This is a genomic window from Gordonia sp. OPL2 (assembly GCF_003797825.1).
In the GTDB taxonomy this organism is placed as follows: Bacteria; Actinomycetota; Actinomycetes; order Mycobacteriales; family Mycobacteriaceae; genus Gordonia.
Genome location: NZ_RKME01000003.1, coordinates 165,986 through 188,608, shown reverse-complemented (window position 1 = coordinate 188,608; position 22,623 = coordinate 165,986). Strand labels below are relative to the sequence as shown.

The window sequence follows — 22,623 nt, the reverse complement described above, 5'->3', positions numbered from 1 at the left end:
CGGCGGATGTCAGACGGACAGGTCTCGACGAAGCTTTGCGACGTGCCCGGTGGCGCGCACGTTGTACTGGGCCACCTCGATCGTTCCGTCCTCGCCGACGAGGAACGTCGACCGGATCACGCCCGTGACGGTCTTGCCATACATCTTCTTCTCGCCGAACGCGCCCCATTCGGTCAGTACCGTCTTGTCCGGGTCGGACAACAGCGGAAAGGTCAGGCCCTCGTTCTCGACGAAGGTCGCGAGCTTGGCCGGCTTGTCGGGGGAGATGCCGACGACGTCGATCCCCGCGTCCCCGAGTTCGGCGAGATTGTCGCGGAAATCACAGGCCTGCTTGGTGCACCCGGGGGTCGAGGCCGCCGGGTAGAAGTAGACGATGACCTTGCGGCCTGCGTAATCGGACAGGGAAACCGGCTTGTCCTGGGCGTCGGGAAGAGTGAACGCGGGAGCCTTGTCCCCGACGGACAACCTCGTGGTCGCTGACATACCGCCAGGCTAGTCGATCGGGTCAGGGGGCAGTTCTGCCCGGGCACGTACGGAATGTCGGGAAGGTGACGTTCGCCCGCGCCCGACGACGACACCGAACGTGCTGCACACGCGGGTGAACACGGCTGTATGCCGTAGTCTCGAATGGTCGATCACGGGCGTCGGGGCGCTCGGGCGGCACTGTGGCGTCGGACCCGATCCACCGACATCACGGCGCCGACACCACCACGACGCCGACATCACGAACGACGCCGACAACACTTGGGAGGAATCACGTGGCCGGGGATACCGAACGTATCGAGCAGGACATCGCGCAGGCGCGTGAAGACCTGGCCAAGACCCTTGACGCGCTGGCCGACCGCGCGAACCCGCAGCGGCTCGCCGACGATGCCAAGAACAAGGCACTTGCGACCCTGAGTCTCCCGGCCGTGCGGTACGCGCTCGCCGGTGTGGGTGTGCTGGTCGCGGTCGTGGTGGTCCGGAAGATCGCCCGTTGAGATCCGCTCCACAGACGGCCGCGGCGCTGTCCGGCCGCCGCCGGGTGATGGGCGCGGCGCTCGTGGGGCTGACGGTCGCCGCGCTCGCCGGGTGTTCCACCGCGCCCGAGTACCCGGACACCATCACCGACGCGCAGAGCCTGGATTCGCTGGCGCAGCCGACCATCTCGGTGACGGGATGGCGGGACACGCCGATGAACGACAAGGCGGTCGGTGTGATGCCCGGTGCGCCGATCACGGTGACCGCCCACGACGGCAACCTCTCGTCGGTGGTGGTCTCCGGACCGGACGGACGCGTGGCAGGCAAGGTCTCCTCCGACGGCGCCCGATGGGTGTCGAGTGACCCATTGGACTTCGGGGCCGACTACACGCTGACCGCGACCGCCCGCGGCATCGACGGTCAGGGCGCGCGGAAGATCGGTTTCACCACGGCGTCGGCCGGCTCGTTGGCCGACGCCTCGACGGTCACCTCCGACGGCGAGACCGTCGGCATCGGCCAGCCGGTGGCGATCAACTTCGACACCCCGATCACCGACAAGCGCAACGCGCAGAACGCGATCAAGGTGACCACCGACCCGCCCGTCGAGGGTGCCTTCTACTGGCTCAACGACAGCATGGTGCGGTGGCGGCCGCAGCACTTCTGGAAGCCCGGGACGAAGGTGCACGTGGCGGTCAAGACCAAGGGCATCGACCTCGGCGACGGCGTCTTCGGTGACAACAACATGTCCTCCGACTTCACCGTCGGACGCAGCTTCGTCGCCGTCGCCGACGACAAGACGAAGCAGATCACCATCTCGGTGAACGGCAAGGTCGTCAAGACGATGCCGACGTCGATGGGCAAGGATTCGACACCGACCAACAACGGCACCTACATCGTCGCCGAACGTGAACCGAGCGTGATCATGGACTCGTCGACCTACGGTGTCCCGGTCAACTCGCCGGAGGGATACAAGGAGACCGTCTACGACGCGACCCGAATCTCGTTCAGCGGCATCTATGTCCACGCCGCACCGTGGTCGCTCGGCGATCAGGGCGTCGACGACGTCAGCAACGGTTGCCTCAACGTGAGCACGGAGAACGCCGAGTGGTTCCTGAACCACTCGCTGCGCGGAGATGTCGTGATCGCGAAAAACACTGTCGGTCCGCCGCTTCCGGGTGACGACGGCCTCGGCGACTGGAACGTCCCGTGGTCGGTGTGGAAGAAGGGCAACGCCTGAGCGCGACCTGATCGACCCGGTGCGCAGGGCCGCGCGAACAGGCGATTTCACTTCTGTCGCCGCGACATGTAAGGTTCCTTCTCGCACCGGCAAGCGCCATTAGCTCAATTGGCAGAGCAGCTGACTCTTAATCAGCGGGTTCGGGGTTCGAGTCCCTGATGGCGCACCACCACACAAAGACGCCCCGCACGACGCGGGGCGTCTTTCGTGTCGATCGGGGAGTCCACGCTGATCGGGTTCGGGCGGCGGTATTCGTCGACAGGCCGGGGTACTCGGACAAACCGGTCGCGAAATGTCTCGTACACTAGTGGCCGAACCGTGCAACCGGGGGAAACGTCGTCGCTGACGTCGCGCGGGTCGATGGTCGGTGCTTACTAGGTTGGAGGGTCATGGGGATCGGTCGTACCCACACAGGGGGTCGTTCGCCGCTCGCGCTCGTCGGCATTCTCGTCGCGGTCGTCGCAATGGTGTCGGCATGTTCACAAGAGCCGAAGTACTCGTCGGATGTGCAGAGTTCCAGCCTGATCGACGACATGCTGAAGCCCGGCGTCGCGATCACCGAGTGGTCGGACAAGCCGCTCGCCGATCAGGCGGTGGGGGTCCAGCCGGGCGCTCCGATCACGGTCGCCGCCCGCGAGGGCTCGATCACCGACGTGCGCATCCCGAAGGCCGACGGCTCGCCCGTGAAGGGCACGTTGTCCGAGGACGGCACGACGTGGACCAGTGCGGAACCGCTGGGCTACAACCGCACCTACACCCTGCAGGCCGACGCGGTGGGCATCGGAGGCAAGAGCACCAAGCGTGTCTCGTTCACCACGCAGGCACCGAACAACCTGACGCAGGCCTACCTCACACCGTCGCCCAACGAGACCGTCGGTGTCGGGCAGCCCGTCGCGGTGAAGTTCGACGAGCCCATCCCGAACAAGAAGGCCGCTCAGCAGGCCATCAAGATCACCACCGATCCGCCGACCGAGGGCGCCTTCTACTGGATCAGCGAATCGGAAGTGCGCTGGCGTCCGCAGGAGTACTGGAAGCCCGGCACCAAGGTCAACGTCGCCGTCAACACCTACGGCATCAACCTCGGCGACGGGCTGTTCGGTCAGGAGAACGTCAAGACCAACTTCCGCATCGGGCGCTCGATGATCATCACCGCCGACGACAACACCAAGCAGGTCGTGTTCAACCAGGGCGGCAAGGTGATCCGCACGATGCCGACCTCGATGGGCAAGTCGGGCGACGAGACCGACAACGGCGTGTACCTGGTGTCGGACAAGCACGATCACATCATCATGGACTCCTCGACCTACGGCGTGCCGATCACCTCGTCGAACGGCTACCGCACCCCGGTCGACTATGCGACGCGGATGTCCTACAGCGGCATCTTCTTCCACTCGGCACCCTGGTCTGTCTGGGCGCAGGGCAACACCAACACCAGTCATGGCTGCCTGAACCTCAGTCCCGACAACGCGCTGTGGGTCATGAAGAACACGCTGCGCGGTGACCCGGTGGTCGTGAAGAACACCTCGGGGGGCGTCCTGTCGGGTACCGACGGACTCGGCGACTGGAACGTCCCGTGGAGCGTGTGGTCGAAAGGCAATGCCTGACCCGTCCGTCGCGACATGAGCACACGACCATGAACGCACGACGACCCTTGCTGGACCGATCGGACCGGCAGGGTCGTCGGCGTCTCGCCCCGACCGATCCGGTGGATCGCCGGCCGCAGGCTCGTGCTGATGATGCCACCGGCCACTGTTACGATCGCCGGTGACAGCAACGCCGACGACAAGGGTGCACACGACATGGCCGACCGCTCCTCCTGGGAAACCGATGACCTGACCGCCTTGCGCGATCTCGCTCGCAGCTTCTGCGAGAAGGAGATCAAGCCCAACATCGAGAAGTTCATCGAGCAGCACCACGTCGATCGCGACCTGTGGAACAAGGCCGGAGATCTCGGTCTGCTCTGCATGTCGATCCCCGAGGAGTACGGCGGCGGAGGTGGGACCTTCGCGCATGAGGCCGTGCTGATCGAGGAGCAGGCTCGCATCGCCGATTCGTCGTGGGGTGCAAGCCTGCACAACGGCATCGTCGCGCACTACCTTCTCGCCTACGGGTCCGAGGAGCAGAAGAAGACCTGGCTGCCCAAGATGGCGAGCGGCGAAGTGGTCGGCGCGATCGCGATGACCGAGCCCGGCACCGGCTCGGATCTGCAGAACGTCAAGACCAAGGCGATCCAGCAGGGCGATGACTACGTCATCGACGGCTCGAAGACCTTCATCACCAACGGCGGTCAGGCCGACCTGATCATCGTCGTGGCCAAGACCGACGTCAGCGAGGGCGCCAAGGGCATCTCCCTGATCCTCGTCGAGGCCGACCGCGACGGATTCCGGCGTGGACGTGTCCTGGACAAGGTGGGGCAGCGCGGACAGGACACCTCAGAGCTGTTCTTCGACGGAGTGCGCGTACCGACGTCGAACCTGCTCGGCGTCGAGGAGGGGCAGGGTTTCGTCCAGCTGATGCAGCAGCTTCCCCAGGAACGCCTCATCATCGCGGTGGCGTCGGTGGCCGGAATGGAGGCCGCGGTCGCGCAGACCATCGAATACACCAAGGACCGCACCGCCTTCGGACGGCCGATCTTCGGATTCCAGAACACCAAGTTCAAACTCGCCGAGGCCGCCACCGAGACCCGGATCGCGCGCGTGTTCGTCGATGACTGCATCACCAAGCACCTCGACGGTGCCCTCGACATCCCGACGGTCGCGATGGCCAAGTGGTGGACGAGTGACCGGGCGATGGTCGTCGCCGACGAATGCCTTCAGCTCTTCGGCGGGTACGGGTACATGAACGAGTACCCGATCGCCCGGATGTGGGCGGACAACCGCGTGCAGAAGATCTACGCCGGCACCAACGAGATCATGAAGGAGATCATCGCTCGCTCGCTGTGAGTTGCCATCAGCCCGGTAGTCCGAGCACCGAGATGCCGTCGCGGTACATGGCCCACTGCTCTCGCTTGTCCAGTACCGGCCAGACGTTCTGCACATAGCCGTTGAGGGTGGCCATCGCCCCGACCACCGGGACGCCCGCGGTGATGAAGTCGACGACTCCACGCCGGATGTGGTTGGGGTCGGTGACGATCACGGCACTGCCGGCGCCGATCCGGCGCATCAGCGCTGCCGACTGCACCGCGTTGCCTGCCGTGGAGGTGGCGCGGTGCTCGGCGTGCACGCGGGATGCCGGCAGGCCGTGCCGGATCAGCCAGGCGCGCATCGCGGCCGCCTCGGTGATCCCGCGCTTCGGGTTCCCACCCGTCACGATCACCGGGGAGCCGGGCGCCATGAACGCCTGGCCGAGACCGGTGGTGAGTCGACCGATCAACTCGGGGCGCATCGCCCCGTCCGGTAGGAGTCCGTACCCCAGGATGAGCACGGCGGTTCGGGGACCGATGATGGCCGGCAACGGGTTCGGCGGGGTCAGCGACTGGGAGAGGATCGCGTTGAGCAATGTGTCCACGCGACCGCGCTTTCCGGCGTCGATCGCCCCCAGGCGCGCGAGCGAGTCGTTCTTGGTGATCAGGTCGTAGCCGTAGTCGGCGTAGATGGCGCGTAGTGCCAGCGCGTTGGTGTCGCGGGGATTCGTGCGCAGCGCGGTGTTGAGATGGCCGATCGCGACGTAGGGGTTGCCGGCGTTGAACGCGGTCGCGGCCCGTTTGAAGTCGGCGGTCGGAGCGGCATGGGCAGGTGCCGCGACGGACAGGCCGCCGGCGATCGCGACGGTCATCACGAGGGTGCCGATCGTGCGCAGAAGTGTCTTCATTGTGACAACAGTAAACAGATGTGGCTGAAGTGAAAGATGAGTTTACGGTATCGCTATCGCTTCGTAGCGAGCTCGAGAGGTCATCCCGGTGATACATTCCTCCTGATCACACCGAGGGGATGCCCGACATGACCGTGCGTACCGCACGTACTGCATGCTGGATGGCAGTCTGCGCTGCGGCGACCGCGGCCTGTCTGGCGGGCGTGATCAGTCCGGTGGCCACCGCCGCGCCGAGGCCGTTGCCCAGCTCGGGGTGCGTCCAGGACCTCCCGCCCACGCCGTCCACGAAACCGTTCGACCCGCGTGATCTGATTCCTCGGCTGCCCGACCGCATCGGCATCCCGCTGCCGTACCCGCGGATCCTTCCGGTGCCCGAACCGGAGTCGCGGGAGACCCCGCCGGTGCGCATCCCTTCCCAGCCGCCGCCGAAGAATCCGTGCACGGACCCGTGTCCGGACATCACCGATCCGCCGAAGCCGAAGGCCGACCGCCCGGCGCTGTCTATCGAGTTCCCCAAGATCACTCTCGATCCGGCGCCGAAGGACATCCCGGTCCCGGTGCCGAACCCGAACCCGGCGCCCATCCCGCCGCCGCCGCCCGCCGTCGATCCGGGCAGCGAACGTGCGCCCGTGACGATGAAGCCGCGCCCACCCCGCGTGCGCGACGTCGACCTCGTGTCCACGCTGACCGGCAAGGGGTCGACGAGCCGGACCGACAAGCGGTGGCAGATCAACGGCACCGACCTCGGCATCATGTGGGAGTCGCGCCCGGGCCAGATAGCCGTTGCGTTCGGCGACACCTTCGGCCGCGGCTTCCGCCCGCCGGGCGCCAACGGACGGGATTGGCGGAGCAACGTTCTGGGCTTTAGCTCGGACCGGAAACTCGACGACGGCATGTCGATCGACACGATGGTCCAGGACAGCCGATGCCATGCGGCGCAGGTGCTGAGCGCGCGACACATCGACCGCTATGAGATGACCACCATCCCGACCTCGGGCTTCGCGATCGGGGAGCGGCAGTACATGAGCTACATGTCGGTGCGCACCTGGGGGCCGATCCCCGGCGTGTGGCTGACCAACTACGGCGGTCTGGCCTACTCCGACGATCACGGTTCGACGTGGACCAAGGACCCGCATGCTCGCTGGGACAACGTCTTCGGGACCAGCCAGTTCCAGGTGTCGTCGATGGTCCCGCAGGGCGACTTTGTCTACATGTTCGGGACGCCCAACTCACGCATCGGATCGGTCGGGCTGGCCCGGGTGCGGTCGGAAAAGGTGCTCAACAAGACCGCCTATCAGTACTGGCGTGACGGGCGATGGGTGCCGGCGCGTGACGGCAACGTGGCGTCACCGTTGTTCTTCGGCCCCGCCGGTGAGCTGTCGGCGCGTTACGACACCGCCTCGGGGCGTTGGCAACTCAGTTATCTGGACGCCGTGCGCGGATCGATCGTGTTGCGTACTGCCCGGACGCCTCAGGGGGTGTGGTCCGAACCCACGGAGCTGGTGCACTCCGCGCGCTACGCCCAGCTGTACGGCGGGTTTCTGCACCCCTGGTCGAGTGGTCGGGAGCTGTACTTCACGATGTCGACGTGGACCGAGTACAACGTGTCGCTGATGCGCGCCACCATCGGGTGACGCGCATCAGCGAGGCCTGCGACTACGGCGTGTTGATCCAGGTCAGGATTGCCTGTCCGGCCTGAGGGTCGCCGTTGTTGATGCCGACGGCGGCGCCGATGGCCGCGCCGACCCCGGCGCCCCAGATGCAGCCGACGATGACCAGGCAGCCGACGATGAGCCCGACGATCGCGCCGACCGCGGTGGCGACGCCGCCGCCCCGATTCCAGCCGTTGTTGATGTGCCAGATCATCTTCTGGTAGGCACGGTCCTTCTTGGCCGACACAGGATGCACACCGGCCGCAACGGCCGCTCGTGTCTGCGGGGTGATCACCGGGGTGAACGTGGCCGACGTGCGGTCCGCACTGACGTTCGCGCGCAACGGGACCACGGCGCCACCCATCGGGATCGCCAGCGCCACTCGGTCGATCGTGCGTCCGTTCGGATCTACGACGGTGAGTTCGTCGCCGGCGGGAGTGGGGACGAACGTCGCGTTGCGCAGGACCGAGGTGATCGATCCGCCGTCGGCGCCGGCCGACGTGAGGTGCGACGGGACACCCGCGGCGGGCGCGCCGTGGGCGGTTGCCGTGGCGACGACGGTGAGTGTGGATGCGGCGATGGCGACGATGGCCAGAAAGACGAGCCTGACGAGTTTCATGCGAATCCGATTCGTGTGGTGGACGATGCGGGGCCGGTGAATGACCGGGTGGGTCGACCCCGGGGTCAGCTTATCGCGGGCCCGGACATTTCCGACAGCACAGCGGTGTCGGTATCGGAGTGTTCATCCGACGGCGAAGGTGGCAGTGGTGCCGGTGAACGGCCGTGTGGTCCCGTCCGGCCTGCGGATGTCGCCGTGGTAGCGGATGCGGAATCGGCCGGAGGTGCCCGACGGCGTCGTCCACTCGATCCGAACCACCGAGGCTTCTGCCTGACCCGCCGGTCTCCGCCAGCGAAGTTCGGTCTCCCAGTCGTTGTCGGTCGCGATCGTCGACCAGGTGGTGCCGGAGCGGCGCTGCACCTCCAGATAGGTACCACCGGTGTGGAAGTCGTTGGTGGGGTGGGCGCCGACGAACTCGGCGGCCACCACCGCACCGGCGTGATTCCGGCCGGCCGGCTGCTGCAGGACGTCACCGAACCGGCGACCCGCCACCGGACGGTCGGTGGGAACCGGCGGCAGGAGGTCGGGCTGGAATCCGGACTTGTCGAGCGGGGCCGGCCCCCGGGGCACCCGCGTACCGGCCGCCATCGCGGCCGCGAGGGCGTGGAACTCCTGCATGTACGCCGACAACGTCCACCGCCCGTATTGGGTCTCGCCACCCTCGTACTGCTGGGCGTCGTACTCCTCGGGGGTCGTGACGTACTGCGTGTACGCATTCGAATACCCCTGCACGAGCACGGTGTCCGCCGACACCTTGAGCGCGTCCGCGACCACCCGGCGCAGCCGAAGACCCGCGACGATGGTCACCTCGGCCGGGACCGCGACGAGGACGAGCTCACCGATCCGCATGATCTGCAGCGGCACCACATGCGGGATCCACGGCGCGGGCGGCAGGAGGCCGAGCGGGAAGAGGACCAGCTTGGGCGCCTGCATGTCGCGGATCCAGGGCGACACCGGCGGACGGCGATCGCCGCCGAACGCGGTCACCACCGGATTCGTCATGCCCTCCGTCAGGAACGGGAGCTGCGACTTCCAGTTGTCCTCGGTGCTGGTCGCCGCTGCCGCCGCGCCCATCATCGCCGGGGTCGTCGACACCCGTTTGCCTTCCGGCGTGTAGATGCCGTCGATCGACACCGCGGACATATCGACATAGCGCACGATGGAATCGACGCCGCCGCGTGTCATGGGCCGCGCACCGTCGAAAGCGGCTCGGCCTGCGCGGTATTGACGTTCACCGATGATCTCGCAGTTGCGCTTGTTGTCGTCGGTCGGCCCGCCCGGGTGCATCTTCACCAGATCGAGGTTGGGCGTCATGTCGCCGCTGTTGGTCTGTGGGAAAGCGGCGACGAAGCCGGGCCGGGTGCTCTCCCAGCGATAGCTGGCGTACCCCTTGTTGTCCCCGGCGATGAGTCGATTGCGATCGGTGAGTGAGGTGCCGTGGGTCGAGAACCACGTGATGGCACCGACATCGGTGTCACCCTGGCGCAGACGCAGCACGGTGACGCCCGGATCGATCGCCCCCGGGAACTCTCTGCGCTCCGAACCAGGATTGAGGTCGAAGGCCACCTTCGACCGATTCCGGCTCGCATCGTGCAATTCGCCACGGCCGAGTGCGATGCTGCCCGGGGCGAGATTCTCGTGCGCACGCACGATGGCGGTGAAGATCCCCTCGAGCTCGGCAGCATACGAGTTCTTCTTGAACCCGTACGCCGCCAGCGAGTAGGCGAAGTCCCACGCCGTCCCGCCGCAGGACGCGTGGGTGTGCGTGGCGTTCAGATTGACGTTGCGCTCGGAATAGAGATCGCCGAAACGCGCTCGCAGACGGGGCATCAGACCGATGTGATGCGACTGGAACAGGCAGGCGATGTCGCTGGTCACGAAGACCACACGATGCCCGGTGGACCGGTCGACCACGATGTAGGCACGCGCCCAGCACCTCTGCAGCAGGCCTTCGGCGACCTGGTCGGCGTCGGAGTACCCCATCATGCCCTGACCGGCGATCGCGCCGGTCATGTCGGCGATCCCGCACCCGACGAGATAGTCGGTCGATCCCGCCGGCGCCGCCGCGTCCACCGCGTTCGGCGCCGCATGCGCGACCGGCTGACCGGTCACGAGTGCGACGCCGCCCCCGACGGCGGTTGCGGCGGCCCCGGCGAGAAGCTGTCGGCGACTCACGTCCATGGTCGTTCCCCCTTGTGCTCGAACCTTTTCCGATGAATCGCGGTGCCCGCGCACGTAGACGTCACCGATGATCAGTGGTGGTGTCGACGTGACCGAGCATGAGCGTCACCGTCGCCTCGGCGATCCGGTCACAGATGCCACGGTCGCGCGTGTTCAGATAGGCGAGTGTGATGCCGTCGGTCGCGGCCACGACCAGGGGCGCCAGCTCTGCGGTGGGCCGGTCCCATCGCACGCCCGCCTGGTCGGCCGCGACGTCGAGACCGTCGGCAATCGCGTCGTAGTACCGCTGATACATGTTCGCGCCGAGCTCGGCGAGGCCGCTCGTCTGACGCGCGTATTGATTCAGCGAGATCATCGCCTGCTCCCGCCCTGGATCGGCGACAACACCATCGATGTACCCGGAGAGGCTCTCCTGCAACATGATCCGGATGCCGCCGGGTCCGCGCTCGGCCCCTGCGGCCGCGGCCCCCAGTGCCGTGGCGATGACGGCCAACTCGGTGTCGGTGCCCCGCGTCACCAGTGCGGCGAGCAGGTCGTCGCGGGAGGCGAAGACGTAGTGGAATGTCGACAGCGTCACTCCGGCCTCGGCGCTGATGGCCCGAGTCGTCGCCCCGTCCACCCCTCGGCTCGCGATGACGCGAAAGGCGGACTCGAGCAACAGTTCCCGACGTTTCTCGACCGGCATTCTGGCCACGGGGGGCTCCTTGGATCGCGGACCGGACCGGCCGGTTGGGAGTGGTCGGGTCGATGGGTACGCGCTCAGCGCAGTGCGGTGAGCACCTCGCGCGCGGCACGCTGACCGGACCGGACGGCGCCGTCCATGTAACCGGTCCAGTAGTCGGCGGTCTCGGTGCCGGCCCAGTGGATGGGGCCCACCGGTTCGCGCAGCGCCGGGCCGTATCGGGTGAGGGTTCCAGGTGAACTGACGGCGACGGGGCCTCCGCGTGACCATTCCTCGAGGTCCCATTTGAAGATCCCGTAGTCGAGCAGGTCGCGCGCCTCGGGGCCGAAGTAGTCGACGAAGTTGGCGACACATTCGCGGACGATCTGGCTCTCGGGTGCCTTGTCGAGGCGCCGCATCGCATCGGCCGAGATGAATCCCATCAGGATGTGGCGATTGTCGGCGTAGCTCTCGAAGGTCACGTCGATCGGCCGGCCGTTGCCGAAGACCTGACCGGAGAAGCCCTTGTCGCGCCAGAACGGACGCCGGTACACGGCGGCGAACTTGCTGACCGCACCCATGTGGTACCCGCGGGTCAGGCCGACCCGCGCAGCGGGCAGGCCCGGCGAGTACCGGATCTGGCCGCTGATGGCCGGCGACATCGCGACGATCACCTTGCGGGCGCGGAAGATCCCGCGATCGGTGTGCACCGACGCGATCGGACCGGTGTGGTCGACGGTTCGGACCGGGGCGTTGTACACGACACGCGAACCGAGCGCGGCCGCCATGCGCAACGGGATCAGCGCCGCACCACCCTCGAAGAGGCTCTCCTGCGCGCCGCCGTCCGTGCTGAGCAACCGGATGATGGTGCCGGGATTGTTCTCGTCGCCGGAGGCGGCGATGTAGTTGATGAAGTACAGCGCCGACACCTCATCGGGCCGGACGGACAGTGGTGCCGACATGGCGACGCTCGTGAGCATCCGCGCGGTCGGATCCGAGGTCACCTCGTCGGTGTACTGCTTCCAGGTGATCGAGTCGAGCCGGCGTGCGTCGGGGTGGCGCCAGGGTTCGCCGACGGGGAACGGGACCAGCGCCTCGGCCTGTGCACGCGCGAGCGCGGGAAGCGCCTGCAGCGTGGAGAATTCGGCGGGCAGTGGCAGCGCTGCCGGCATCCGCGTGCCGGTGTCGGTGTTCCAGAAGACGCTGTCGCCCTGGTTGTAGGTCCGGATGGTGCGTACGTCGTGTTCGCGGGCCAACGCGGCGATGTGGGTCTGGGTGGGACCGATGAACTCCGCTCCGGCGTCGAGCGTTGCACCGACCCGTGGCGTGGAGATGTTGTGTACGCGACCGCCGGCGCGTTCGCGCGCCTCCAGCACGATGACGGATGCCCCGGACGCGACCAGCGATTTCGCTGCCGCCAGCCCGGACAGCCCGCCCCCGACGACGATCGCGTCGACGACACCGGCGGGCGCGGCTTCGGCGTGTCCGGCGCCGCGCACCGCTCCCGCCGTGATCGCGAGTCCGGCCGCGCCGAGGGTTCCCCCCATGAACGCCCGACGTGAAACCCCTTGACCCATAGACGTTCCCGTTCTCTGACGGCTGTCGTTCCCCCGAAGTGACATAGGAGGACGATAGCGCTCACATGTTTAGGTCACTTGACCTGAAGTAACGGCAGGGTAACAGGTGAACGTGGTCCGCGTCACGCGGTGGCGGAAGATCGGTGCTGCATCACGTGGTGATGCGCAGATGCGAGATCCACCTCGGGAGCCGAGGTGGATCAGGGGAGGGGCGCCGACGGAGGCGACGCGAGGCGCCCGCCGATCGAGATCATTTGTGCTTCTTGATGACCTTCTCGACCTCGTCGGCATCGATGTTCTTCGCGACGAGTTTGCCGTTCTTGGCCTTGCGCACGGAGTACAGTCCGTCCTTCTTCGCGTGTGCGACGTGCAGTCCGGCCTTCTTGGCGGCCTTGTTCAGATCCTCGAGCATGCGCGGGATCGTACGGGACGGACATGAACAGCCGATGTCGCATGGCCCGGGTGGTGTGCGCGCACGATGGTCAGCCTGCGAGGAGCTCGCGGGTGCGTGCGATCAGGGCGTCGATCGCTGCGGCAGGAGTGGCGAACGAGGTCACGAAACGCGCGACGCCGGGCTCCGGGTGACTGTCGTAGAAGACGAAGCCGTCATCGCGGAGTCCCGACATCACTGCGTCGGGCAGCCGGCAGAACACGATGTTGGCCCCGCCACTGCCCTGCACTTCGACGCCCGGGGTGGCGCGAAGCCCCGCGTCGAGTCTGCGGGCCATGTCGTTGGCGTGACGTGCGTTGCGCAGCCAGAGGTCGTCGGTGAGGTAGGCGTCGAGTTGGGCCGACTGGAATCGCATCTTGGAGGTGAGTTGCCCGGCGCGCTTCACACGGAAGGCGAGTTCGGTGCCGAGTGTGCGGTCGAACGACACCACCGCGTCGGTGGTGAGGCCACCGTTCTTGGTGATGCCGAACGACAGGATGTCGACGCCCGCTCGCCAGGTCATCTCGGCGGGTGTGGTGTTCAGGGAGACAAGGGCATTGGTGAATCGGGCACCATCAAGATGCACGCGCAGTCCGGCCCCGTGGGCGATGGCGGTCAACTCCCGGATCTCGTCGAGTGTGTAGACCGAGCCGGTCTCGGTGGCCTGGGTGATGCTCAGGACCTGAGGCTGCGTGCTGTGGACGACTCCGGCTCCCGCGCGAGCGGCGTGGGCGAGTGCCGCGGGATCGATCTTGCCGTCGGGGCCGTCGAGTGGGATCAGCTTGCCGCCGGCGGTGAAGAACTCCGGGGCGCCGCACTCGTCGTAGAAGACATGGCTGTCGCGATGGCACAGCACCGAGCCCCACGGTGACAGGAGGGCGGCCAGGGCGAGCCCGTTGGCGGCCGAGCCGGTCGACACACAGTGGACGTCGGCGTCATGCCCGAAGACCTCGACGACCCGGGCGCGTGCGGCCGCGGTGACCGGGTCATCGCCGTAACCGACGTGCCCATCCGCGGACACTCGCGCTATCGCGTCGATGATCTCCGGCGAGGCCCCGACAGCGTTGTCGCTCGCGAACGTCCGATCGAGCGGGTGGCCGGCAGGTACATCGACCGTTGCAGACATGCCGCCCAGTGTAGGTGGGCGACGACGCGTCAGAGGGCGCCGGAGATGTCCCCGGCGGCGAGCAGGGCAACGAGTGTCGGGACGACGTGGGTCGGCGCGACGACGTACTCGTTGCGTCCGCTCTTGGTCACGATCGAGGCTGCAGTGAGCGTTTTCAGGTGGTGATAGAGCTGTCCCGACGTCCCGAAGTCCCCGGTCTCCTGGAGTTCGGCGACCGACGCGCCGCCGCGCAGCAGGACCCGGACGATGGACAGGCGCACCGGATGGCCGAGAGCGGCAAACACCGTGGCCAGGCCCGCGGTCGGCAGCCCGATCGTGGACTCCGCGTCGTAACGGATGTCCCACTGCACCGGACCGCCGAGGTCGACCGAGCCCGTGTAGCCGACGGTTCCGGCCCGACTCGACCCCACGCCGTTGCCGGCCGTGGTCGGCGGTTCCGGTGGGCCGGCCGTGGTCGGCGGTTCCGGTGGGCCGGCGGCATCGTCATGGTCCGCAACCCCGGCGATGTGCTCGAGGCGTTCGATCCGCTCGGTGAGGTCGCGCAACCGGGACTCGGTGTCGCTCATGTCGCGCAGGCCAGTGCTCGGGCGAACGCGGGTTCGGTGAGCGCTCGCAGCAACATCTCCTGATGGGCGAAATCGTTGTGAGCGGCGTCGGCTGCCGACAGATTCCGAACCATCACCGTCCCGACGCCGGTCCGGCCGTCGGCGCCGCGGTACTCGAACACGTCGGTCAGCACGCCGGGCAGGCTCCCGCCCTTGAACCCGAGCGTCGAGCCGTTCGGCTGCTTTCCCTGGTATTCGAGGATGTCGCGCGCAATGGGTGCGCCGGGGCCGAAGGTTCCGTCGGCGAGGGCGCCGATGAGGGCGGACAGCGCGCGCGGTGTCGCGCGGATGGGCGAATCGCTCTGCGGGGCGGTCAGATCGGCGGTACGCAGTTCGTCGAGCCGGGCCCTGGCGTAGTCGACATCGGTGGTGTATCGCTGCGCCGCGCGGTCGCGGTCGGCGGGTGTCCGCAGGGTGGGGTCGACGGTGCCCAGGTACATGCCGAGGAGGCTGGGCGCGTCGTCGCCGATCCCGTAGCGCTGCATGATCGCTGCCAGGGTGTCGTCGCCGAGCCGGTCGCGGAACAGATCCGGTGCCGCCGAGTCGGAGAAGCGGATCATGACGTCGGCCAGTTGCCGATACGACACGAGCCGATCGGGCTGCGTGGCGACGCCGTTGCGTTCGGGAATGCCGAGGTACGCCAGCGAACGACGGTGTGCACCACCGTCGATGGGGAAGTACCACCTCTCCCAGTCGCCGACCGTCACCGTGTCGTCGGGCCGGATTCGCTGTGCGGCAACAGCGTCGGCGTAGGCGGCGAGATGGACCAGCTTGATGGCCGACGCGGTGGGGAAGTGTTCGTCCGCGTTGTGGTCGATCACCGTCCCGTCAGTGGCGGTCACACTCATCCCGACGTCGTCGGGGTGGCCTGCGATGTAGCCGAGCCATCCGTCGGCGGTACCGACGTCGGCGGGCGGGGTCGGTGCGCAGTGCCCGGTCACGCCATGCGACGACGACACGCTCTCATCCGTGGCCGTGGCACACCCGCCGACGAGGACCCCGATCAGTGCTGCGGCGGCAAGTTCCTTGCGCACGATCCCATACCTCCGTAGTTACGTAATAACGAAACTATCGAACGAGAGGCCGGTGGCACAAGGGTCCTCGGTCCGGGAAACGGCAACTGCCCCCACCTGCGATGCAGGTGGGGGCAGTTGCGGTCGGGGTGGATGACGGGACTCGAACCCGCGACAGCCAGGATCACAACCTGGTGCTCTACCAACTGAACTACATCCACCATCGGCGTCCGATACCCAGGATCTCTCACCGGGTCCCAGAGCCAGAGTCATACTCTAGCGGGTCGGGTGCTCCGAACTCCAATCGGTTACGGTCTGGCGTGTTCAGGCAGGTCCGAGGTCTGTGACGATGGTGGTGAGGTCGTCGATGTCGGGCCCCGGCGCGGCGACGAAGGCTGCCGCGCGGTAGTACTTCAGCTCGCGGATCGACTCGCGGATGTCGGCCAGGGCGCGGTGGGCGAGCCCTTTCTCCGGCTGCCCGAAATAGATCTTGGGGTACCAGCGTCGGCAGAGTTCCTTGATGGAACTGACGTCGACCATGCGGTAGTGCAGGTACGCATCGAGTTCGGGCATGTCCCGGGCGATGAACCCGCGGTCGGTGGCGATCGAGTTACCCGCGAGAGGAACGGCGCCTGCGGTCGTGACCTGGGTGCGGATGTAGTCGAGAACCTGCTTTTCCGCTTCCGCGACCGAGACGGTGGACGCGCGGACCTCGTCGGTGAGCCCCGAGGCCGCATGCATCTTCGTGACCACGTCGGGCATGGCCGCGAGATCGTCGTCGGAGGCGTGGATGACGATGTCCACACCGTCACCGAGGATGTTGAGGTCACTGTCGGTGACGAGGGCGGCGATCTCGATCAACTTGTCCGATTCGAGTCGTAGACCGGTCATCTCGCAGTCGATCCACACGAGTTTGTCCTGCATCCGGTCAACCTTAGTCGTCGCGACCGTTCGCGACGTGTCGTGACGGCTATTGTTTGCTGTGGTGCACGCCCTGATACGCCCCTGTGGACGAGAGGACAGCTGTTGTGACCGATCCCGCCACCGCCGCGACGACGATCGCTGCCGGGTACGCGTTCGACTCGACGTCACTGGAACTGGGAACGGTGTCGGTCGACGGACACGCCGACCCGGCTGCCGGTGTGCGGATCCCGCTGTCGATGATGAACCGCCACGGGTTGGTGGCCGGGGCGACCGGTACCGGCAAGACCAAGTCGCTTCAACTCATCGCGGAGCAGTTGTCCGCCAACGGCGTCCCGGTCGTCATGGCCGACATCAAGGGGGATCTCTCCGGTCTGAGCAGGCCCGGGACGGCGAACGACAAGATAGCCGAGCGGGCGACGCAGACCGGTGACGACTGGCAACCGGCCTCCTGCCCGGTCGAGTTCGTGTCCCTGGGCGCCGAGGGCATCGGAATCCCGATCCGCGCGACCATCACGTCATTCGGGCCGATCCTGCTGAGCAAGGTGCTCGGTCTCAATGCCACTCAGGAGTCCACTCTCGGACTCATCTTCCACTGGGCCGACCAGAAGGGTCTGCCGCTTCTCGATCTCAAGGATCTGCGGTCGGTGATCGCACATCTCACGAGCGATGAGGGCAAACCCGAGCTGAAGGCGATCGGTGGTGTGTCCACCGCGACCGCCGGTGTCATCCTGCGTGCGCTGACCAATCTCGAGGCCGACGGCGGTGACACCTTCTTCGGTGAGCCCGAGGTCGAGCCCGCCGATCTCATCCGGTCGGCCTCCGACGGCCGAGGGATCATCACTCTCTTCGAGCTCGGAGCGCAGTCCTCACGGCCGGCGCTGTTCTCGACGTTCCTGATGTGGATTCTCGCGGATCTATTCGAATTCCTGCCCGAGGTCGGTGATCTCGACAAGCCGAAGCTCGTCTTCATCTTCGACGAGGCCCACCTGTTGTTCGACGATGCGTCGAAGGCTTTCACCGAACAGGTCGAACAAACGGTCAAGCTCATCCGGTCCAAGGGCGTGGGGGTGTTCTTCTGCTCGCAGCTCCCGACCGACATCCCGAATGCGGTTCTCTCACAATTGGGTGCGCGCATCCAGCACGCACTGCGCGCGTTCACACCCGACGATCAGAAAGCGCTGTCGAAGACCGTGAAGACCTACCCGGTCTCGGACGTCTACGAGATCGACAAGGCGCTGACGTCGCTGGGGACCGGTGAGGCGATCGTGACCGTGCTGTCGGAGAAGGGCGCTCCGACGCCGGTGGCGTGGACTGTGGTCCGGGCGCCGCGGTCATCGATGGAAGCCGTTGGCGCCGAGGGGATCACCGCCGCCGCAAAGGCCAGTCCGCTGTATGCCAAGTACGGAACCCCGATCGACCGCGAATCCGCCTACGAGAAGCTCGCGGCCAACACCCTGTCGCCGGACGAAGCGGCGGATGCGCCACCACCGCCGCCGCCCGCACCCGCGCCGTCGCCGAGTCCTGCGCCCGAACCGGGCATGCTGACCGAGGTGCTGACGAGCAAGCCCATGCAGAGCTTTCTGCGATCCGCCGCGTCGGCGGCCGGACGCGAGTTCAGCAGGGCGATCTTCGGGACGGGTCGTCGGCGACGACGCTGAGCGGTCCGGTCTAGGAGTCGCCGCCGAGCTTGCGGTAGAACGACCCGACGATCGGCGCGACGACGGCACGCGGGCTATAGCCTCCGGCGACCGACATCGCCTTGGACAGGGCCCCTGGAACCACGCGCATCTTGTTGTGCTGCAACGCATCCAGGCTCATCTCGGCCACCCGCGCACTGGAATGCCACAGGAAGTCGGGAACCATGCGGTCGACGATGGACGCGTCTTCGGGTGCCGGGGTCTCGGTGCGCACCGGCCCCGGCGCGAGGAGAGTGATGTGGACACCGCTGTCGCCGACCTCGCCACGCAGTGATTCGCTGAACGTGTTGACGAACGCCTTGGTGGCCGCGTACGTGGCGTTGTTCGGGATGGGCATGTTGCCGGCCGCCGATCCCACCATCAGGATGCCGCCGGAACCGCGGTGCACCATCTGGGGCAGCACGGCGAGGGTGAGATCGTGGACGGCGGTCACGTTGAGGCGGACCTGGGCACGCTCGTACTCCGGGTCGAGGTCACTGACCGGTCCGAACGTGGCGATCCCCGCGTTGTTGCAGAGGATCGAGATCTCGCGGTCGGCGAGCTCGGCGGCGAGCACCTCGAGGGCACACGGATCGGACAGATCCACCGCCCGCACCTCGGTGTGGACGCCGTGCTGCGCGCGGATCCGTCCGGCGAGTTCTTCGAGGATGTCGCCGCGGCGGGCGACGAGGATCAGTGAATGCCCGCGAGCCGCCAGTGCCCACGCGAGTTCCATCCCGATTCCCGACGACGCGCCCGTGACGACGGCGCGGGCGGAGTCGGAGGCGGCAGGTAGCGGCATGGTGTCGACTCTAGTCGGGTCGCGACCCCGAGAGGGCCCTCAGCACCGGCGCTGCGCCGGTGTCAGGCGGCCGGTGTCAGGCGGAAGACCCTCATCGGTCGATCGGTACGGCCGCGGTAGACCTCGTACGCGGTGACCATCTTCTCGAATTCACCCACGATCCGGTCGCGATCGGATCCCTCGACCAGGGTCGCGGAGGCCTCGATGTCGGTGCCCGCGGTGTTGACCCAGCATGTCGGCTCGGCGAGCAGATTCCACGTCCATGCGGGATGGTGCTCTTGTCCGAAGTTGGACCCGACGACAAACAGATCGGGGTCGTCGCGGACATAGATCAGCGGCGACGTCCGTTTCTCGCCGGATCGACGGCCGATGGTCGTGAGGAGAACGGTCGGCGCACCGATCGGTCCCAGGGCGGTGAACCGTCCACCGGTGGTACGCAGGAGTCGTCGGTCGATCGGGACGAGCATGCGGATCACCCAGGAGCCGAACGAAGTACTGGCCAGGGCGACCATGGGGCGACGGAGTGGGCTCGACTCGGTGCCCCATCGACGGTCGGGGAACTCCGAACCCATGGCTGACTCCTGTCCACACGTCGACGGCGGCGGCACCTCGAGAGATCTGATCGATCGAGTGTGCCACCGCCGTCACGCCGTCGGGCGTCGTTCGACGAATGTCCCGCGTTGTCAGGCGATTCCCGCGGCCACCTCGGTGCCCTGCCGGATCGCGCGCTTGGCGTCGAGCTCGGCTGCGAGATCGGCGCCACCGATCACGTGGGTGGTGACGCCCGCGACTGTCAGCGGGTCGACGAGTTCGCGGACCGATTCCTGACCCGCGCACACGACGATGTTGTCGACCTCGAGAACGCGGGTCTCGGTGACGGTGCCGTCCTCGTCGCGGAAGCTCAGGTGCAGTCCCGCGTCGTCGATCTTGTCGTAGTTGGCGCCCGAGATCTGTTCGACGCCCTTCATCTTGACGGTCGCGCGGTGGACCCAGCCGCTCGTCTTGCCGAGCGTCTTGCCCTGGCGGCCCGACTTGCGCTGCACGAGATAGACCTCGCGGATCGCGGGCAGCGGTCGGGGCTTCGTCACGAAACCGGGCTTGGAGAGATCCTCGCTCACGCCCCATTCCTGTTCCCATTCCTTCAGGTTCAGGGTGGGGGACTCGTCGACGGTGAGAAACTCGGTCACGTCGAAACCGATTCCGCCGGCGCCGATCACGGCGACCCGCTTGCCGATCTCGCGGTGGCCGAGGACGGCCTCGGCGTAGGACATCACCATCGGGTGCTCGATACCCGGGATCTGCGGGATGCGCGGCGTGACGCCCGTTGCGACGATCACCTCGTCGAACTTGCGCTCGATGATCTCGTCGGCGGTGATCCGGGTGTTCAGATGCACTGAGACAGCGGCGAGATCGAGCTGGCGGGTGAAGTAGCGGATCGTCTCGTTGAATTCCTCCTTGCCGGGAATCCGTGCAGCGATGGAGAACTGGCCGCCGATGTGCTCGCCCGCCTCGAACAGGTCGACCTTGTGTCCGCGCTGGGCGGCCGATACCGCGGCCGACAGTCCCGCAGGTCCGGCGCCGACGACGGCGACTCGCTTGGCGCGGCGGGTCGCACCCAGCGTCAGGGTGGTCTCGCGGCCCGCGCGGGGATTGAGCAGGCAGGACACCTTCTTGCCGACGAACGCGTGGTCGAGGCAGGCCTGGTTGCAGCCGATGCAGGTGTTGATCTCGTCGGAGCGTCCGGACTCGGCCTTGTCCGCGAAGTCGGGGTCGGCGAGCAGCGGTCGCGCCATCGAGATCGCGTCGACCTTCCCGCGTTCGAGGATCTCCTCCGCGACCTCGGGGGTGTTGATGCGGTTGCTGGCGATCAGGGGGATCGAGACCTCGTCGCGCAGTCGCTCGGTGAACTTGACGAATGCGGCGCGTGGGACCGACGTGACGATCGTCGGGACGCCCGCCTCGTGCCAGCCGATGTCGGTGTTGATCGCGTCGACGCCGTACTCCTCGGCCTTGCGCGCCATCAGTGCGATCTCGTCCCAGGTCTGACCCTTGCGCACGAAGTCGGCGATCGACTGCCGCAGGATCACCGGGAAGTCGCGCGGTACCTGTCGGCGGATCTCCTTGATGATCTCGACGAGGAACCGCTGCCGGTTCTCCGTTGATCCACCCCACTTGTCGGTGCGGTCGTTGGTGTGCGGGCAGAGGAACTGATTGATGAGATAGCCTTCACCGCCCATGATCTCGACGGCGTCGTAGCCGGCCTTACGGGCGAGCTTCGCGGATCTGCCGAACGATCTGATCACGTGCCGGATGATGGCGTCGGTCATCTTCAGGTGTTTGAACGGGTGGATCGGCGACGGCTCGGAGCCGGCGGCGACCTTGAACGGCGTGTACCCGTAGCGTCCGGCGTGGATGAGCTGCATCGCGATCTTGCCGTCCTCGCGATGCACCGCACTCGTGATCCGACGGTGACGCGCGACGTCGGCGACGTTGGTCATCTTGCCGGCGAACGGCAGGAGCAGACCGGTCCGCGAGGTGCCGAACCCACCGGTGATGATGAGTCCGACTCCGCCGCGGGCACGTTCGGCGTAGTACGCGGCCAACTTGTCGGTGTCCCAGATCCGATCCTCGAGTCCGGTGTGCATGGACCCCATGACGAGGCGGTTCTTCAGAGTCGTGCCGCCGAGCTGCATCGGCTCGAACAGGCGCGGGTAATGCGGATTCGGTGCGGCCGTGTGGGCTGACATGGCGGACCTTTCCTCTCGGTGTGATCGACCGGGAAGCCCGGTCAGGCGGACAACTCTCGTTCCAGGGCGACGATGACCTCGTCGCACCATTCGATGAAGCCTTCTTCTTGGCGGATTCCCCCGCGGAGCACCAGGTACTGGTGCAGCTTGCGGCCGTTCAGCGCGTCCGGTTCGGGATAGAAGTTCTCCTGGAAACCGGTGTACAGCTTGAGTTGTGCGAGGTGCTCGTCGCGATGGGCCTTCAGCTCGCCGATCACGGCGGCGAGGTCGCCGAACTCCGCGGCACGCAGCTTGACGCCGAGATCACTGCGGAGCGGCTGGACGGGCGTGGGACTGACCGCCCACTCCGACAACACCTTCCGGCCCTCGGTGGAGATCGTGTAGACCTTCTTGTCCGGCCGGCCGTCCTGGCTCACCGACTCGAAACTCACGAGACCGTCGGAGTGCAGCTTCTTCAGCGTCCGATAGATCTGCTGGTGCGTCGCCGACCAGAAATAGCCGATGGATCGGTCGAACTGCTGGCCGATCTCGTAACCCGTCCCCGGGCGCTCGGCCAGCGACACGAGAATCGCATGCTCGAGCGCCATGGCTGAAAGCTAGCAC

21 protein-coding genes and 2 tRNA genes are annotated in these 22,623 nt (G+C 66.9%); 7 read left to right on the top strand and 16 right to left on the bottom strand.

Annotated features, from left to right (window positions below; genetic code table 11):
- Positions 1-9 precede the first annotated feature (9 nt).
- Entirely contained in the window at positions 10-483 is a 474-nt protein-coding gene (bcp, locus tag EEB19_RS05385; RefSeq protein ID WP_187583882.1) for a thioredoxin-dependent thiol peroxidase, read from the bottom strand.
- A 275-nt stretch (positions 484-758) separates the two neighbouring features.
- Between bcp and EEB19_RS05380 the strand changes: the two genes are divergently transcribed.
- From EEB19_RS05380 to EEB19_RS05360, 5 genes are all read left to right on the top strand, one after another.
- On the top strand, positions 759-980 hold the full coding sequence (locus tag EEB19_RS05380; RefSeq protein WP_187583880.1) for a DUF3618 domain-containing protein: 222 nt from the start codon (positions 759-761) through the stop codon (positions 978-980).
- Between the two features lie 47 nt (positions 981-1,027).
- Positions 1,028-2,197: an Ig-like domain-containing protein gene (locus EEB19_RS05375; RefSeq protein ID WP_187584055.1), complete on the top strand. Its 1,170-nt coding sequence runs from the start codon at positions 1,028-1,030 to the stop codon at positions 2,195-2,197.
- Between the two features lie 93 nt (positions 2,198-2,290).
- Positions 2,291-2,366: transfer RNA gene (locus EEB19_RS05370), tRNA-Lys, on the top strand.
- Between the two features lie 220 nt (positions 2,367-2,586).
- Complete coding sequence (locus tag EEB19_RS05365) at positions 2,587-3,801, top strand: Ig-like domain-containing protein (protein ID WP_187583878.1); 1,215 nt, start codon at positions 2,587-2,589, stop codon at positions 3,799-3,801.
- Positions 3,802-3,996: 195 nt separating this feature from the next.
- A complete protein-coding gene (locus tag EEB19_RS05360) occupies positions 3,997-5,139 on the top strand; it encodes an acyl-CoA dehydrogenase family protein (protein ID WP_187584053.1) in 1,143 nt (380 codons plus the stop codon).
- Between the two features lie 7 nt (positions 5,140-5,146).
- On the opposite strand, the gene EEB19_RS05355 is transcribed toward EEB19_RS05360, so the two are convergent.
- On the bottom strand, positions 5,147-6,007 hold the full coding sequence (locus EEB19_RS05355) for a YdcF family protein (protein WP_262365449.1): 861 nt from the start codon (positions 6,005-6,007) through the stop codon (positions 5,147-5,149).
- 128 nt (positions 6,008-6,135) lie between these two features.
- Between EEB19_RS05355 and EEB19_RS05350 the strand changes: the two genes are divergently transcribed.
- Positions 6,136-7,641, top strand: a complete 1,506-nt coding sequence (locus EEB19_RS05350; RefSeq protein ID WP_262365448.1) for a DUF4185 domain-containing protein — start codon at positions 6,136-6,138, stop codon at positions 7,639-7,641.
- Between the two features lie 22 nt (positions 7,642-7,663).
- Here the strand turns inward: EEB19_RS05350 and EEB19_RS05345 are convergent, their stop codons facing one another.
- The 10 genes from EEB19_RS05345 to orn all read right to left on the bottom strand — a co-directional run bounded on the left by EEB19_RS05345 (position 7,664) and on the right by orn (position 16,795).
- A complete protein-coding gene (locus tag EEB19_RS05345; protein WP_187583876.1) occupies positions 7,664-8,278 on the bottom strand; it encodes a hypothetical protein in 615 nt (204 codons plus the stop codon).
- A gap of 123 nt (positions 8,279-8,401) precedes the next feature.
- On the bottom strand, positions 8,402-10,459 hold the full coding sequence (locus EEB19_RS05340) for a neutral/alkaline ceramidase (protein ID WP_187583874.1): 2,058 nt from the start codon (positions 10,457-10,459) through the stop codon (positions 8,402-8,404).
- A gap of 61 nt (positions 10,460-10,520) precedes the next feature.
- Positions 10,521-11,144: a TetR/AcrR family transcriptional regulator gene (locus EEB19_RS05335; protein WP_187584047.1), complete on the bottom strand. Its 624-nt coding sequence runs from the start codon at positions 11,142-11,144 to the stop codon at positions 10,521-10,523.
- 74 nt (positions 11,145-11,218) lie between these two features.
- On the bottom strand, positions 11,219-12,697 hold the full coding sequence (locus EEB19_RS05330) for an FAD-dependent oxidoreductase (RefSeq protein ID WP_187583872.1): 1,479 nt from the start codon (positions 12,695-12,697) through the stop codon (positions 11,219-11,221).
- Positions 12,698-12,947: 250 nt separating this feature from the next.
- A complete protein-coding gene (locus EEB19_RS05325) occupies positions 12,948-13,109 on the bottom strand; it encodes a hypothetical protein (RefSeq protein ID WP_187583870.1) in 162 nt (53 codons plus the stop codon).
- 70 nt (positions 13,110-13,179) lie between these two features.
- On the bottom strand, positions 13,180-14,253 hold the full coding sequence (locus EEB19_RS05320; protein ID WP_187583868.1) for a low specificity L-threonine aldolase: 1,074 nt from the start codon (positions 14,251-14,253) through the stop codon (positions 13,180-13,182).
- A 29-nt stretch (positions 14,254-14,282) separates the two neighbouring features.
- Positions 14,283-14,819: a helix-turn-helix transcriptional regulator gene (locus tag EEB19_RS05315; RefSeq protein WP_187583866.1), complete on the bottom strand. Its 537-nt coding sequence runs from the start codon at positions 14,817-14,819 to the stop codon at positions 14,283-14,285.
- Positions 14,816-15,892: a serine hydrolase gene (locus EEB19_RS05310; protein ID WP_187583864.1), complete on the bottom strand. Its 1,077-nt coding sequence runs from the start codon at positions 15,890-15,892 to the stop codon at positions 14,816-14,818. Before EEB19_RS05310 ends, EEB19_RS05315 begins: the two co-directional genes overlap by 4 nt.
- A gap of 127 nt (positions 15,893-16,019) precedes the next feature.
- Positions 16,020-16,092, bottom strand: a tRNA-His gene (locus EEB19_RS05305).
- 103 nt (positions 16,093-16,195) lie between these two features.
- Positions 16,196-16,795, bottom strand: coding sequence for an oligoribonuclease (orn, locus tag EEB19_RS05300; protein WP_187583862.1), 600 nt, complete (start codon positions 16,793-16,795; stop codon positions 16,196-16,198).
- Positions 16,796-16,899: 104 nt separating this feature from the next.
- Here orn and EEB19_RS05295 point away from each other — a divergent pair, with 104 nt between their 5' ends.
- The gene (locus tag EEB19_RS05295) at positions 16,900-18,453 is read left to right on the top strand and encodes a helicase HerA-like domain-containing protein (protein ID WP_187583860.1); all 1,554 of its coding nucleotides are present in this window, start codon (positions 16,900-16,902) and stop codon (positions 18,451-18,453) included.
- Between the two features lie 10 nt (positions 18,454-18,463).
- On the opposite strand, the gene cmrA is transcribed toward EEB19_RS05295, so the two are convergent.
- The 4 genes from cmrA to EEB19_RS05275 form a co-directional block, all read right to left on the bottom strand.
- The gene (cmrA, locus tag EEB19_RS05290; protein ID WP_187583858.1) at positions 18,464-19,273 is read right to left on the bottom strand and encodes a mycolate reductase; all 810 of its coding nucleotides are present in this window, start codon (positions 19,271-19,273) and stop codon (positions 18,464-18,466) included.
- Between the two features lie 62 nt (positions 19,274-19,335).
- On the bottom strand, positions 19,336-19,845 hold the full coding sequence (locus tag EEB19_RS05285) for a nitroreductase/quinone reductase family protein (RefSeq protein ID WP_187583855.1): 510 nt from the start codon (positions 19,843-19,845) through the stop codon (positions 19,336-19,338).
- A gap of 111 nt (positions 19,846-19,956) precedes the next feature.
- A complete protein-coding gene (locus EEB19_RS05280; RefSeq protein ID WP_187583853.1) occupies positions 19,957-22,020 on the bottom strand; it encodes an NADPH-dependent 2,4-dienoyl-CoA reductase in 2,064 nt (687 codons plus the stop codon).
- A gap of 41 nt (positions 22,021-22,061) precedes the next feature.
- Complete coding sequence (locus tag EEB19_RS05275; RefSeq protein WP_187583851.1) at positions 22,062-22,607, bottom strand: PadR family transcriptional regulator; 546 nt, start codon at positions 22,605-22,607, stop codon at positions 22,062-22,064.
- Between the last annotated feature and the right edge of the window lie 16 nt (positions 22,608-22,623).

Coding starts and splice junctions, on each gene's coding strand:
- EEB19_RS05345 (WP_187583876.1), bottom strand. CDS start 8,278: ATGAAACTCGTCAGGCTCGTCTTTCTGGCCATCGTCGCCATCGCCGCA.
- EEB19_RS05360 (WP_187584053.1), top strand. CDS start 3,997: ATGGCCGACCGCTCCTCCTGGGAAACCGATGACCTGACCGCCTTGCGC.
- bcp (WP_187583882.1), bottom strand. CDS start 483: ATGTCAGCGACCACGAGGTTGTCCGTCGGGGACAAGGCTCCCGCGTTC.
- EEB19_RS05355 (WP_262365449.1), bottom strand. CDS start 6,007: ATGAAGACACTTCTGCGCACGATCGGCACCCTCGTGATGACCGTCGCG.
- EEB19_RS05340 (WP_187583874.1), bottom strand. CDS start 10,459: ATGGACGTGAGTCGCCGACAGCTTCTCGCCGGGGCCGCCGCAACCGCC.
- EEB19_RS05315 (WP_187583866.1), bottom strand. CDS start 14,819: ATGAGCGACACCGAGTCCCGGTTGCGCGACCTCACCGAGCGGATCGAA.
- EEB19_RS05275 (WP_187583851.1), bottom strand. CDS start 22,607: ATGGCGCTCGAGCATGCGATTCTCGTGTCGCTGGCCGAGCGCCCGGGG.
- orn (WP_187583862.1), bottom strand. CDS start 16,795: ATGCAGGACAAACTCGTGTGGATCGACTGCGAGATGACCGGTCTACGA.
- EEB19_RS05280 (WP_187583853.1), bottom strand. CDS start 22,020: ATGTCAGCCCACACGGCCGCACCGAATCCGCATTACCCGCGCCTGTTC.
- EEB19_RS05325 (WP_187583870.1), bottom strand. CDS start 13,109: ATGCTCGAGGATCTGAACAAGGCCGCCAAGAAGGCCGGACTGCACGTC.
- EEB19_RS05350 (WP_262365448.1), top strand. CDS start 6,136: ATGACCGTGCGTACCGCACGTACTGCATGCTGGATGGCAGTCTGCGCT.
- cmrA (WP_187583858.1), bottom strand. CDS start 19,273: ATGCCGCTACCTGCCGCCTCCGACTCCGCCCGCGCCGTCGTCACGGGC.
- EEB19_RS05335 (WP_187584047.1), bottom strand. CDS start 11,144: ATGCCGGTCGAGAAACGTCGGGAACTGTTGCTCGAGTCCGCCTTTCGC.
- EEB19_RS05375 (WP_187584055.1), top strand. CDS start 1,028: ATGGGCGCGGCGCTCGTGGGGCTGACGGTCGCCGCGCTCGCCGGGTGT.
- EEB19_RS05320 (WP_187583868.1), bottom strand. CDS start 14,253: ATGTCTGCAACGGTCGATGTACCTGCCGGCCACCCGCTCGATCGGACG.
- EEB19_RS05365 (WP_187583878.1), top strand. CDS start 2,587: ATGGGGATCGGTCGTACCCACACAGGGGGTCGTTCGCCGCTCGCGCTC.
- EEB19_RS05330 (WP_187583872.1), bottom strand. CDS start 12,697: ATGGGTCAAGGGGTTTCACGTCGGGCGTTCATGGGGGGAACCCTCGGC.
- EEB19_RS05285 (WP_187583855.1), bottom strand. CDS start 19,845: ATGGGTTCGGAGTTCCCCGACCGTCGATGGGGCACCGAGTCGAGCCCA.